Source organism: Streptomyces sp. NPDC091682, assembly GCF_044756625.1.
Classification (GTDB): domain Bacteria; phylum Actinomycetota; class Actinomycetes; order Streptomycetales; family Streptomycetaceae; genus Streptomyces.
This window is the reverse complement of the sequence record NZ_JBIVTH010000008.1, coordinates 118,288-131,554: the sequence shown is the minus strand read 5'-3', so window position 1 is coordinate 131,554 and position 13,267 is coordinate 118,288. Positions and strand designations below refer to the sequence as shown.

Genomic DNA, 13,267 nt, shown 5'->3' with positions numbered 1-13,267 from the left:
CCCGGATGCGCCCGCTCACCCCCGCCGATCCGGCCGCGATCGGCGGCAACCGGCTGCTGGGACGCCTCGGTTCGGGCGGCATGGGCACCGTGTACCTCGCCCGCTCCGCCGCCGGAACCCTGGTTGCCGTCAAGGTCATCCGCGCCGACCACGCCGCGAACCCGGACTTCCGCGCCCGGTTCCGGCGCGAGGTGGAGGCCGCCGGGCAGCTGACCGGGCGCTGGGTGGTCCCGGTCGTCGCCGCCGACCCGCAGGCGCGCGAGCCCTGGCTGGCCACCCCCTACGTCCCCGGTCCCTCTCTGGCCGAGGCCGTGGGCGGGTACGGTCCGCTGCCCGTCCGGGCCGTGCGCACCCTGGGCGCGCGGCTCGCCGAGGCACTCGCGCAGGTGCACGCCGCCGGACTCGTCCACCGCGACGTCAAACCGGGCAACATCCTGCTCGCCCCGGACGGGCCCCGGCTGATCGACTTCGGGATCGCGCGCGCCGAGGGCGCGGTCACGCTGACCGCCGTGGACGCGGTCCTCGGCACCCCGGGATACCTGGCACCGGAGCAGGCCCGCACGGACGGCGCCGTAGCGGGCGCCCCGAGCGACGTGTTCTCCCTCGGCTGCGTCCTGGCGTACGCGGCGACCGGGCACGGTCCCTTCGGCGGCGGACACGCGGCCGCGGTGGTCTACCGTACGGTGCACGACGAGCCCGATCTCTCCGGACTGCCAACGGAGTTGCTCGACACGGTGCTGGCCTGCCTGGCGAAGGACCCGGCGGCCCGGCCGACCCCGGACGAGCTGGACGCCGTACTCGGAGCGGACCTCCCCGGCCCGGACGGCGAGGACTGGCTGCCGCCCCCGCTGCCCCGCCTGATCGCCGAACGCTCCACCAGGGCCCTGGACATGCCCGCCCCGGAACCGACACGGATCGATGCGCCGGAGGCGGCCGTCCGGGGCCTCACGCGCAGACGGTTGCTCGGCGCCGGCGCGGGTCTGGCCGTCATCGGCGCGCCGGTCGCCTGGTTCACCACCCGCGGCCGGGCCCGCGGCAGAACACTACCGCCCGCCCGCGCGCTCGCCACCCACACCCTCGCCCTCCAGGCCGACCTGACCGGGCCCGGCAAGGAGACCGGCCAGGCCCACGAGCGCGGCATGAAGCTCGCCGTGGAGCGGCACAACAGCCGGTCGGACGCCCCGTTCCGGCTGGCCCTGCGCATCGCCGACGACGGCGGGAACGCCACCCGCGCCACGCAAGTGGTCAAGGAGCTCGCCGCCGACCCCGCAGTGGTCGCGCTCACCGGACCCACCTGGGACGCCCCCGTGCCCGAACTGGCCGTCGCCTGCGGCGCGGCCGATCTCGCCCTGCTGCTGGTATCCGCCGACAGCCCCGAGACCGCCCTCACCCGGGAGACATGGCGCACGGTGGTGGCCACCCGCCCGGCCGGCGACCAGCTCGCCCTCCCGGTGATCGACTACCTCAGCCGGATCCGGCTCGTCCACCGTACGGGCCTGGTCGAGGACGTGGAGGGTAGCGAGCCCGTCTTCCCGGTCATCCAGTACCTGCAACAGACACCGCCGTCGCAGGGCACGCTCAGCGTCCACCGGATCCCGGCGGGCAGCTCCGACTTCGCCGGCGCCGCACGCGCGCTGACCGAGGCCGGGGCCGAGGCCGTCGTCTACGCCGGCACCTCACCGCAGCGCGCGGCCCGGATGGCCCGTGCCCTGACCGAGGGCGGGTTCCAGGGCCGGCGGATGGGCCTCCAGCACGCCATGGAACCGGCCTTCCTGACGGAGGCCGGTCCGGCCGCCGACGGCTGGGTGTTCGCCGCCCTGTTCACCGACCCGCTCGCCGTCCCCGCCGCCGCCGAGTTCGTCGCCGCCCACCGTGCCGCGTACGGGCAACCGCCCGCCCGCTGGGCCACCGAGGCGTACGACGCCGTGGGACTGCTCGCCGAGACCCTGACCGGCCTGGGGGTAGAGGGGCGGGACCGGGCGGGCGTGACCCGCCGGATCTTCCGGACGGCCCACGGAGGCCTGGCCAAGCGACTGTCCTTCGACTCCAACTCGCACGTGCTGACCAGAGGCGGTACCGGCCACCTCTACCAGGTCGAATCCGGCGCGTACCGGTACTTGGGGATCTACTCGGACCTGCGCCCCGGGGCCGGGCGGTGACCGGGGGTCGGGGCCGCGGGCCCGGTGCGGCTACTCGAACCGGGTGGTGTCGCCCGCGCCCCGGCGCACGATCTCGACCTCACCACCGGAGAAGTCGATCACGGTGGTCGGCTCGGTGCCGCAGTCACCCGAGTCCAGTACGGCGTCCACCTCGTGGTCGAGCCGCTCCTTGATCTCCCAACCCTGGGTCATCGGCTCGGCCTCGTCGGGCAGCAGCAGGGTGCTGGAGAGCAGCGGCTCGCCGAGTTCGGCGAGCAGGGCCTGCGTGACGACGTGGTCGGGGATCCGGACCCCGACCGTCTTCTTCTTCGGGTGCAGCAGCTGGCGCGGCACCTCCGAGGTCGCGGGGAGGATGAAGGTGTAACTGCCGGGAGTCGCCGCCTTGATGGCGCGGAACACGTCGTTGTCGATCTGCACGAACCGGCCCAGCTGCGCGAAGTTCTGGCACACGAGGGTGAAGTGGTGACGGTCGTCCAGGTTCCGGATCGACCGGATCCGGCTGATGCCGTCGCGGTTGCCGAGCTGGCAGCCCAGCGCGAAGCAGGAGTCGGTCGGGTATGCGACGAGCTTCCCGCCGCGGATCATGTCGACCACGTTGTCGATGGTGCGTCGCTGGGGATTCTCGGGGTGTACGTCGAAGTATTTCGCCATCCGCCGAGCCTACGCGGTCGGGACCCCGACGCCGGTACGGCCGGGCCCGCCCACCGGTACGCCCACCGGGCCTTTCCGCGGAGCCGATCGCCATCGCCATCGCCATCGCCGATCGCCGATCCCGCCCCGGCTCGGCCCGCCGAGGGCCGCGGCGACCCGGCGGCGACCAGCTGTCCGGACCGATGGGGTCCGAAGGTAGACCTTCGGCAGTGCCGCCGGTCCGGGGGAGTTCCGTAGGGTCGGGTGCGTGAGATCAATGATCATCGTGCCCCGGGTCCCGCAACCGGTCGTGTCCGCCGCGCTGTTCACCGCGGCGGTCGCCGCCGTCGGCGCGAGCGTGACCGACCCGTGGTGGGGGACGGCGGCGGTGGTCAGCGCCTACCTCGCCGGCCGCGGACCGGGGCCCGGACGGAGCGCGGCGGTGGCCCTGACCGTGCTGCTCGTGACGGCCGTGCCCGTCGTGATCCTGGTACCGGGGTGGCTCGCGTGGGCGACCCGGTGCGCACTGACGCTGCTCGCCGCGGCGGTGTTCCCGTGGTTCGCGGGCCGGTTCCAGCGCCAGTACCGCGAACTGGTGCGCGCCGGGTGGGAGCGGGCCGCGCGGCTGGAGCGGGAACAGCGCCTGCTCGCCGAACGGGCCCGACTGCGCGAACGGACCAGGATCGCGCAGGACATGCACGACCTCCTCGGCCACGAACTCAGCCTCGTCGCCCTGTCGGCGGGAGCGTTGCAGCTGGCCCCCGGCCTCCCCGAGGCCCACCGCATCGCCGCGCGCGACATCCGAACCAGGGCGGGAGCCGCCGTGGACCGGCTCGGGGAGGTGATCGGCGTTCTGCGCGAACCCTCGGACCCGGCGCCCGGGTCGCAGAGCGGAGCGGCGAACGGGCTCGCCGCGATCGGAGGCCTCGTGGACCGGGCCGCCGGGGCGGGACTCGACGTCCGGCTGCAGGTGGAGGGGGAACCGGCGGACGTGACGGTGCCGCGGGCCGTCGACCTGGCCGCGTACCGGGTCGTCCAGGAGGCGCTGACGAACGTCGCCAAGCACGCGCCCGCTTCCCGCGCCACGGTCGTCGTCCGCCACGGGGTGGGCACGGCGGACGGGGCGGGCCGGACCGAGGTCGCCGTGCGGAACGGGCCGGTCCGCGGCCCGGCACCCGGCGCCCCGCTCCCGGGCGCCCCCGACGAGCCCCACCGACTAGGGCTCATCGGCCTGGACGAACGGGTCCGGCTGGCCGGCGGCTCCTTCACCGCGGGCCCCGAGGGAGACGGCTTCGCCGTGCGCGCCGTGCTCCCGCACCGGCCCGGAACGACCCCGTCGCCCCCCGCCGATCCCGCCCGCCCGGGCGGCGTACTGCCCCCGGAGCACCGCAGCGCCCGCCGTCGGCTGTGCCGCACCGCCGTCGCGGCCGTGCTGGTGCCGCTCTCCACGGCGGCCGTGCTCGTGGTCGGGGTGCGGGCCTGGGACACCGTGACGGCCCGACAGTCGGTCCTCGCCCCGCAGGACCACGCCCGGCTGAGCGTCGGGCAGCCCCGTACCGAGGTAACGCCGTACCTGCCGCCATCGCAGACGAGCCGCCGGCCGGCCGGACCCGCCCCCGAACCGGCCGGTGCGGCCTGCGAGTTCTACGTACAGACCGCCGATCCCTTCGACGACCGCTCGGGCGACATCTACCGGCTCTGCTTCCGCGCCGGCCGGCTCGTCTCCACCGACACCTTCACCGGGAGGGAAGTCCGATGATCCGGATCCTGATCGCCGACGACGAGCCGATGATCCGCGCGGGTGTCCGCGCCGTCCTCGCCACCGATCCCGGCATCACCGTCGTCGCCGAGGCCGGCGACGGCCACGAGGCGGTGCGGCTCGTGCAGCACCACCGCCCGGACGTCGCCGTACTGGACATCCGGATGCCGGGCACGGACGGCATTGCGGCCGCCGCCGAGATACGAAGGACCGTACCGGCGACCGGAGTCGTGATGTTGACGACGTTCGGCGAGGACGACTACATCCTGCGCGCGCTCGGCGAGGGCGCCACCGGCTTCCTGGTCAAGTCCGGCGATCCGGAGGAGCTGCAGGCCGGTGTGCGGGCGGTCGCCGAGGGCGCCGCCTACCTGTCACCGAAGGTCGCGGCCCGGGTCGTCGCCCATCTCGCGGCCGACGGCGCGGGCGCCCGGGCGGGCCGCCGCTCCGCGGCCCGTGCCCGTGTCGACGCCCTGACCGCGCGGGAACGGGACGTGCTGGGCCTCCTGGGCGGCGGACTGTCCAACGGGCAGATCGCGCGCCGCCTGCACCTGGCCGAGGGAACGGTGAAGGCCTACGTCAGCTCGATCCTCGCCCGCCTCGGCGTCGACAACCGGGCCGCGGCGGCGGTGGTCGCCCACGAGGCCGGAGCGGTCCCGGTGCCGCCCGTGGGCAGCGCTCCCTACGAGGAGCGCTGACGCCGCGCGTCCCGCGGCGGGCAGCAGGAGGATCCGTACGGTCAGCACGGCGGCCGCCCCGAGCGCCGCGCCCGCCAGGACGTCGTGCGGATAGTGCACGCCGACCAGGACCCGCAGCAGGACGGCGGCCACGCCCACCGGCAGGGCCGGGGCCGCCAGCCGGGGGCGTACGAGCGTCACCCCGACCGCCAGCGCGGCGGCGAGGGTGGCGTGATTGCTCGGGAACGACCAGTCGCCCGGCGCGGGACACGGCGCGACCGCCAGGGCCCCGGCCACGGCCCGGCAGGGTCGTTCCTCGTCGACCAGGAGTTTCAGCGCCTCGCTGAGCGCGTAGGCCGCCACGGTTCCGGCGGCCGCCAGGGCCACCCCGGCCACGCCCGGCGCGTCACGACGACGCAGAGAGCCCAGGCCCGCCGCGAGCAGCAGCAGGCCCAGGACCACCAGGGTGCCCTCGCTCGCCGCCTCCAGGGCCGTCCCGGCCCAGGCCGGCCAGTCCTCCGCCACGCTCCGGGCGAGTGACCGGTAGGCCAGTGCCGAGGCGCCCTCCGTGACGCGTACCGGCTCGTTCGTGCCCAGCGCCCCACCGGGAGCCGCCCAGGCGACGGCTGCGGCGCCCGCCCCGGCCGTCGTCGCGGCGAGCGGCAGCCGTCGGGCCCATCCGTATCGGGTGTTCGATTCCATGGTCCCGACCGTAGGAACGCAGGGTCCCGCCCGCCCCGGCTGAACGGCCCGCCAGGACCCCGACGAAGGTCGGGTTGCGACGTCCGCCGTTCCGTGCGTGACGCGCGGGCGGCGGTGCGCGGCGGCCCTGGCGGAGACGCTCCGGACGCTGCCGGGCAGGTTCGGGGGCACGATGAGAGGAAGCCGTACGCCTCGGACCGCCCCAGGGCGGGTGGCGGCGGGCGGCGGCGGACCGACGATGCCGGAAGGAGCGTCGCCGATGAGTGCGATCGACGGGGCGGGGACCGGTGGGATCAGACCCGGCATGGCCGGGGTCTCCCCGCCGAGCGGTTTGCTCGACGTCCTGAACGTCGCGGCGGTCGTCCTCGACTCCGAAGGACGGGTCGCGCTGTGGAGCCCGCAGGCCGAGCAGCTGTTCGGCTGGACGGCGGCGGAGGCGCTCGGTCGCCCCGCTGCCCGGCTGCTGGCCGCCAACGAGCACGTGGGTATGGTCACGGAGCTGTTCGCGCGCGTCATGGGCGGCGCGGGAGACTGGGCGGGGGCCTTCCCGGTACGGCGCAGGGACGGCACCACCCGCCTGGTGGAGTTCCGCAACATGCGGCTGCTCGACGAGCACGGAGACATGTTCGCCCTGGGCATCGCGACCGACCGGACCCGGCTGCGCCAGCTGGAGCGGGACCTCGCCCTGTCCGCGCGCCTGGTGGCCCAGTCCCCGATCGGCCTCGCGGTCCTGGACACCGAGCTGCGGTACGTGCTCGTCAACCCGACGCTGGAACGGATCAACGGGCTCCCCGCCGAACAGCACATCGGCCGGGGCGTCCGCGAGGCGCTTGCCTTCCTCGACGACGCGGAGGCCGCCGAGTCGGCGATGCGCCAGGTCCTGGCCACCGGAACGCCGCTGCTCGAACAGTTCACGGCCGGCCGCACCCACGGCGGGGACCGCACCGAACACGCCTGGTCGGTGTCGTACTACCGGCTGGAGGACGCCACCGGCCGGGTACTGGGCCTCGCCACCTCCGTGGTCGACGTCACCCAGAGTCACCGGGCGGCCATCGAGATCGCCCGCAGCCGCCGCCGTCTCGCCCTCATCGCGGACGCCACCGTCCGCATCGGCACCACCCTCGACCTCGACCAGACCGCACGGGAGCTCGCCGACGTCGTCGTGCCCGAGCTCGCGGACATCGCCGCCGTCGACATCCTCGACTCCGTCCTCGAAGGCCGGCCGACCCTGAGGTCCTCCGCCCACGAGCCGGCGGTGTTCCGGGCACTGGCCCTCGCGGCCGCCTACCCCAGCGACGCCGTCCGCGCCGCCGACCCGCCCGGGGACATCGCCCGCTACGCCGCGGACCGGCTGGTCACCCAGTCCGTGACGACCGGCCACCCGGTCCTCGTCGCCCACGTGCAGGCCCAGGACATCTCGCGCATCGCCCGCGACAGCACCGCCGCCGACCTGCTGAGCCGCGCCGGGCTGCGCTCCTACCTGGCCGTGCCGCTCATCGCGCGCGGCGAGGTCCTCGGCGCACTGGACCTCAAACGCACCCGCAACCCGCTGCCGTTCAACGACGACGACATCGTGCTGGCCGGCGAACTCGCCGCCCGCGCCGCCGTGTGCATCGACAACGCCCGCTGGTACCGCAACGCGCACCACACCGCCCTCGCCCTCCAGCACCACCTGCTGCCGCACCACCCGCCACCCACGCCCGGCCTGGAAGTCGCCTACCGCTACCGGCCCGCCGCGGCCAGCAGCGAGATCGGGGGCGACTGGTTCGACGCCATCGCCGGACCGAACGACACCACCGTCCTCGTGGTCGGGGACGTCATGGGCAGCGGCATCAATGCCGCGGCCAGCATGGGACAACTGCGTACGGCGACCCGCACCCTCGCCGAACTCGCCCTCGACCCGCCCCAGGTGCTCCACCAACTGGACCACACCACCGCCGCACTGGAAGAAACCATCGCCACGTGCGTCTACGTCGTCTACGACCCGCACGAGGCCCAGTGCCGGGTCGCCCTCGCCGGACACCTGCCCCCCGTCCTCATCCGCTCCGGCCGGCGGCCCCGACTGCTCGACCTGCCCACCGGCGCACCGCTCGGCGTGGGCGGCATCCCCTTCGAGTCCACCACCATCGCCATGGACCCCGGCGACCAACTCGTCCTCTACACCGACGGCCTGGTCGAAACCCGCGACCAGCCCATCGACGAGCGCCTCGACCTGCTGCTGACCCTGCTCGCCGACACCGGACGTCCACTGGAAGAGACCTGCGACCGCCTCCTGGACTCACTGCGCCGCACGGACGACCACGACGACGTCGCCCTGGTCATCGCCCGTGCCCGACCCCTGCCGACGGGCTCCGCCTGAGCCGTCCTCACGGATCTTGCCGCACGAGCCCGACCCGGCCGACTGTTATGGTCCGAGGTATGCCCGAGCTCATAGCCCCCAGCCCCCACCTGCACGCTTCCTGGCTCGCCGCGCAGCGGGAATGGGGGCCGGACGCCCATCTGGACGGCGGCGGGCTCGGCTCCGACGACGACGTGGACACCCCGGAGGGCTTCGCGGCCTGGGTGGAGCGACTGCGCCGGCAGTCGGACCGCACCCTGCCGGTCGACCACGGCCGGGTCCACGCGACCTACTGGTGGATCGCCGAGGGCGACACGTACCTGGGCGCGATCGACCTGCGGCACTACCTGAACGGCTTCCTCCTCGACGCGGGCGGCCACATCGGCTACAGCATCAGGCCCTCGGCGCGCCGCCGGGGCCTGGCCACCTGGGCCCTGGCGGCCGTCCTGCACGAGGCGCGCGTCCTGGGGATGGACCGGGTCCTGCTGACCTGCGACCCGGACAACGAGGCGTCGGTCCGCACGATCGAGGGCAATGGCGGGGTGTTGGAGGACGTCCGCGAAACCCTGATCGGCCCCAAGCGGCGCTACTGGATCGACCTCTGAGGGGGTTGCGGAAGCCTGAGTCCTGGCGCGTGGACGGCACCCCGGTTCCGGCCCGCGACCGCACGGTCGGCGCCTCCTCCCGCACCTACCGGTTCTCGACGAACGGTGCAGGTCATCATCGACGCCGACAGCCGCCTGGCCGTCGCGAGCGCCCGCCCGGCACCGGGCAGCGAGCGGACGCACACGTCTGGCGCGAGTCCGTCCCCGCGGCCGCCGGGACGACGGTCATCGCGGACGGCGTCTGCCCGGGAACCGGCCTGATCGTCCCGCACCGCAGGAGGGCCGGACGTCCCCTGCCGCGCGGCCGGGAGGATACGGACTTCGGGCTCCTGCGCCTGCGTTGCGAGCACCGCACCATGATCCCCGATCCGGCCCACGCCAAGGCCGTCGACCGCATCGGCCGGGAACCTCACCGTCGGCTGGCGACACCAAGTGCGCAGGATTCGAAACCTAGTTGCCGGTGGCGGAGGGGTAAAACCGCACTATCTGGCGACTCATCGTGTGCTCAGGCCGACTGCCGGGGTGGGTGACCGCCTGCTGTGACAACTTCGACTTCCCTAGCCGCGAGAGCGACGGGCCGCACCCAAGCCGAGATGAGTTTGCCGCGCGATCCAGACGCGCTTACCTTGACATAGGAGCCCAAAAGCCTGCTGACCAGAACGGTCCGGTTCGGACGGAAGAGCACGAAGTCCCCCTGGATGGTTGCTCCGGAGGCCGTGACGCAGGTGCTCGCGGGGTGCCTCTCGTGTGAAGCCGATGCCCGCTGGCGGAGCGCCCGTCCCAGGTGCCGGCCCCACCGCACTGACCAGCGCGGAGCGCGGACCATGCAGTGCAGGTAGCCCTCTGAAACAGTCCCCGTACGGACGGGCCGGCCGCCTTCATTGTTCTGTCGCCCCGCCGCCAGGTAGCCCATGTCCGACGCGAACGAATTCGCAACACGACAGAGGTGAACCAGCATGCAGATGAGAAGTGAGTATCAGAAGGCCATCCACGGCACGCTTGTCTCCAAGGAAAGTCCGACGGGAAATCCCGTGACGTTCACCAATCAGACCTGTATCCCGCTGTCCCTGTACCTGTTGAGTACCGAGGGCGACCACTTCAGCTGCCAAACGACCCCGGACCAGTACCTGCCTGAGGGCACTGTTCTCCTGCCGGCCAACGGGCAGGAAAGCTACACGCGCCAGGACTCGGGCACGGATTGGTACTGGTTGTTCACGAACTCCTATACAGGGGCGTTTGCCGCCGCCGTCAGAACCCCCGAAAGCGGCAGCGTGACCATCACGAGTTTCGATCTGCTCGACCCGAACGACATAGGCCTGCCGCCGAAGCCCGGTGACGGAGTGATCATCCCGCAGGACTCTCCATCGATCATGGTGGGCTGCGGAGAGCTCGAGACCGGGAACGTCGTGGTCCGGGAGCAGTACTGGCAGCGCCTTCCCGACTCCTACAGCATCGCCGCAGGTGCGAAGAGGACCATCAGCTACACGACCACCGCCGGTATGGAAAGCACCACCTCCGAGCAGTCCCATGTGGCGGAATCGGTCACGGGCAGCGCCACGGCCGGCTGGGGTCCCGTCTCCGCAACGCTCACCGCAAGCCTGAGCAACGACTCGACCACCTTCCAGCAGGCCAGCACGAATGTCGAGACGACCGCCTACGTGTCCCAGACCTACGACAACAGCAAGGGCGTCAAGTCGAGGACTTGCTTCTACTGGCAGCTGACCAACGTGCTGACCATGTTCGACTCCACCGGAAACGCGCTCGCGTCACTCGTCTACGGGGCCGAGAGCCCTGCGGTCATCGACGTGCACAGCCCCGACGATCTGCCTCCGCGTCCCCTGGAGAAGGAGCTCCCGATGTCCGCGGACATGCGGGCGCGACTGTCTTGGTCGCCCCCGACCGCCGCGGCCGGGCCGGTGCTGCACAGGAGCGCGCCATGAGTACCGGACCGGTGCCTGCGGACAGGGTCCACATGGCAGTCGAGCATTGGATCCTCCACCCGGACATCGTGATGCTCGACACGGCTGCCAAGACCGTCGGCGGCCGGGAGACAGGGCAGCGGGCGATCGTCGTCGGCGTCGTCGAGAAGAAGCCCCCGGCCGCCCTGACGGAACATCACTTCCCCGTGCCGCAGTCGGTGGAGACCGAGGTCATCGAGCCGGATGGATCGATCAGGCGCACGTCCGTACCCACGGACGTGATCGAGACCGGACCCATCCGCCCCCTGAGCGAGGACTTCCACAGCTATCGGCGGCCCTGCAAGGGCGGCTACGAGATCCAGGCTCCGGATGGGGACACGTTCTTCCATCGCCGTGGTCGAGGCACACTCGGAGTGATGACGGTGTTCAGGAACAGAAGATGCCTTCTGACCAACGCTCACGTGATAGCGGATCGGTCGGTTGCCCCCGGACTGCAGGTCTATCAACCCGTCCAAGCACCCGTTTCTTCATGGCAGCAGGAAGGTCTCATCGGAAGATGCGACGGCTGCCTCGATGTCGTGACATACCCGGCGAGTTTCCCGTGGTACGACATTGCGCAACTGTGGCCCGTTCGCAACGTGTTCGACTTCGCGTGGTGTCAGATCCCGGTGGGCAGCAAGAAGATGACCTTCGGCGTAGCCGGGATAGCCGACGCCACGCCCTTCAAGCCGCTGCCGATCAGAAGAGAACTGCACGTGGGCGAAGCAGTGAGATGGATCGGCATGAAAACCGGAAAGCCTCAGTACTCGACCATCGAATCGCTGCATGGAGAGATCAAATCCGATTGGCTAGGGGGCGGGGATAGGGTGGCCTACTGGCGTGAAGCCATCCGCGTCAGGAGTAGTGATCAGGCGAGCGTCCAACCAGGTGATTCAGGCTCGGCGCTGATCGGGGCCGACGGCGCGATCCTCGGTCTGATCAGCTTCGGCAGCCGTGCTGGGAAGCAAGAAGTGTTCGCCACCCCCATCCCGCCGGACGACTACCGGCGCGACGGCGCGCGCGGCTACCGACAGGAGCTGCGTCTCGCGGTGCGGTTGGGGAAGTAGGGACGGTGAGCGACAGGCCGGAGGGACCCGGGCCCGGCGGCGCCGAAGACGGCACCGCCTGGTCCGGACACGGAGGGGCGCGGGCATTCGCGGCGGTGGAGGCGGCCACGGACTGGCTGCTCGGGTACCCGTTCGTCTTCCGGGCCCTGGCCGGCCGGATCGGCGCCGGCGAGGTCCTGGTGGACTACGGGTGCGGGCCGGGCAAGGTGGCCGACGCGGCGGCCCGGCGGCTGGGGGCGAGGGTGCTGGGGGTGGACACCTCCCCGCAGATGCTGGCGCTGGCCCGCGGCTCGACGCCCGCGGTGGCCGAGTACCACCTGGTCGAGGCCGGACGCGTGACCGGCCTGCCGGACGGCTGCGCGGACGCGGTGATGTGCAACCACGTCCTGGCCTCGCTGCCGACCGAGGAGGCCGTGCTCGGCGTGTTCACCGAGATCCGCCGGCTCCTGCGCCCGCCCGCCCCGTTCGTCCTGCTGACCACCGATCCCGCGTGCAGCGGCACGGAGTACGCCTCCCTGCGCATCGGCGACCCGGGCGGGGCGTACGGGCCGGGCGACGAACTGACCGTACGGCTCCGGCGCACCGACGGAACCTGGCAGGACGTGCGCAACCACGCGTGGCCCGTTCCGGTCCTCCCGCCCCTGCTGGAGCGCGCGGGATTCCGGGACGTCGTCCAGCACCGGCCCACCGTCGACGAGGCGCGGACCGTGGCCGACGCGGACTTCACGGCCGGCCGCGCGTGGTCGGCGGAGCGGGCACGGCCGCCCCTGGTGATCACGATGGCGCGCGCGGCCTGATCGGACGGGCCCAGCGATCCCGATGCGGCCCGTCCGACGCGTACGACGCCCCCCGGTGTTAATCTCGCGCCATGTCGTCCAAGGCCGAAATAGACGTGGTGACAGCGGAGTTCTTCGGCGCCTTCGACAACCGGGGCGGCAAGGCCGCCGATCTGGACCGGATCCGTCGACTGGTCCTGCCGGACGCAGTGATCACCATGACCGGCCCGCAGTTCACGGTCTGGACCGTGGACGAATTCCTCGAGCCGCGCCGCGTGTTGCTGGGCGCCGGCGGCCGCCTGGCCGAGTTCTCCGAGTGGGAGACCTACGAACGGACCGAGATCGCCGGCGACATCGCGTCGCGGTTCGGCGAGTACCGCAAGTCCGGGCTCCTGGACGGCAAGCCGTTCGAAGGGGCGGGCACCAAGACCATCCAGTTCGTCCGCACCCGGGACGGCTGGCGGATCACGGCCTTCGCCTGGTACGACCACCAGCCCTGAGCCCGGCGCCCTCCCCGGATTCCGCCCCACGCACCACGACCATGCCCGGGGCGAGCTGATCGAACTGACCGCAATCGGGTTGCGCCGCTGGCGGACCGT

At 72.6% G+C, this 13,267-nt stretch carries 10 protein-coding genes and 2 pseudogenes; 10 read left to right on the top strand and 2 right to left on the bottom strand.

What is annotated here, in order from left to right; genetic code table 11:
* Positions 1-5: 5 nt before the first annotated feature.
* Positions 6-2,159 carry a bifunctional serine/threonine-protein kinase/ABC transporter substrate-binding protein gene (locus tag ACIQK6_RS20015; RefSeq protein WP_402695190.1) on the top strand — a complete coding sequence of 718 codons (2,154 nt, stop codon included), beginning with the start codon at positions 6-8 and terminating at the stop codon, positions 2,157-2,159.
* 30 nt (positions 2,160-2,189) lie between these two features.
* Here the strand turns inward: ACIQK6_RS20015 and ACIQK6_RS20010 are convergent, their stop codons facing one another.
* Positions 2,190-2,810, bottom strand: coding sequence for an L-threonylcarbamoyladenylate synthase (locus tag ACIQK6_RS20010; protein ID WP_266607919.1), 621 nt, complete (start codon positions 2,808-2,810; stop codon positions 2,190-2,192).
* A gap of 256 nt (positions 2,811-3,066) precedes the next feature.
* Between ACIQK6_RS20010 and ACIQK6_RS20005 the strand changes: the two genes are divergently transcribed.
* Entirely contained in the window at positions 3,067-4,548 is a 1,482-nt protein-coding gene (locus ACIQK6_RS20005; protein ID WP_402695263.1) for a histidine kinase, read from the top strand.
* Positions 4,545-5,243, top strand: coding sequence for a response regulator transcription factor (locus ACIQK6_RS20000; RefSeq protein WP_329095123.1), 699 nt, complete (start codon positions 4,545-4,547; stop codon positions 5,241-5,243). Before ACIQK6_RS20005 ends, ACIQK6_RS20000 begins: the two co-directional genes overlap by 4 nt.
* Before the next feature lie 96 nt (positions 5,244-5,339).
* Here the strand turns inward: ACIQK6_RS20000 and ACIQK6_RS19995 are convergent.
* Positions 5,340-5,924, bottom strand: a pseudogene (locus ACIQK6_RS19995) (phosphatase PAP2 family protein); the annotation flags it as partial.
* Between the two features lie 259 nt (positions 5,925-6,183).
* Between ACIQK6_RS19995 and ACIQK6_RS19990 the strand changes: the two are divergent.
* From ACIQK6_RS19990 to ACIQK6_RS19960, 7 genes and pseudogenes are all read left to right on the top strand, one after another.
* Positions 6,184-8,283 (top strand): SpoIIE family protein phosphatase, encoded by a 2,100-nt coding sequence (locus tag ACIQK6_RS19990; RefSeq protein ID WP_402695189.1) that lies wholly within the window; start codon positions 6,184-6,186, stop codon positions 8,281-8,283.
* A 59-nt stretch (positions 8,284-8,342) separates the two neighbouring features.
* Entirely contained in the window at positions 8,343-8,867 is a 525-nt protein-coding gene (locus ACIQK6_RS19985) for a GNAT family N-acetyltransferase (protein ID WP_329095121.1), read from the top strand.
* Positions 8,834-9,217, top strand: a pseudogene (locus tag ACIQK6_RS19980) (IS5/IS1182 family transposase); the annotation flags it as partial. The gene ACIQK6_RS19985 and the pseudogene ACIQK6_RS19980, both read left to right, overlap by 34 nt.
* A 681-nt stretch (positions 9,218-9,898) precedes the next feature.
* The gene (locus ACIQK6_RS19975; protein WP_402695188.1) at positions 9,899-10,807 is read left to right on the top strand and encodes a hypothetical protein; all 909 of its coding nucleotides are present in this window, start codon (positions 9,899-9,901) and stop codon (positions 10,805-10,807) included.
* Entirely contained in the window at positions 10,804-11,892 is a 1,089-nt protein-coding gene (locus tag ACIQK6_RS19970; RefSeq protein ID WP_402695187.1) for a trypsin-like peptidase domain-containing protein, read from the top strand. Before ACIQK6_RS19975 ends, ACIQK6_RS19970 begins: the two co-directional genes overlap by 4 nt.
* Before the next feature lie 5 nt (positions 11,893-11,897).
* Positions 11,898-12,689: a class I SAM-dependent methyltransferase gene (locus ACIQK6_RS19965; protein ID WP_402695186.1), complete on the top strand. Its 792-nt coding sequence runs from the start codon at positions 11,898-11,900 to the stop codon at positions 12,687-12,689.
* A gap of 71 nt (positions 12,690-12,760) precedes the next feature.
* Positions 12,761-13,168: a DUF4440 domain-containing protein gene (locus ACIQK6_RS19960; protein ID WP_329095111.1), complete on the top strand. Its 408-nt coding sequence runs from the start codon at positions 12,761-12,763 to the stop codon at positions 13,166-13,168.
* The last annotated feature ends 99 nt before the right edge of the window (positions 13,169-13,267 follow it).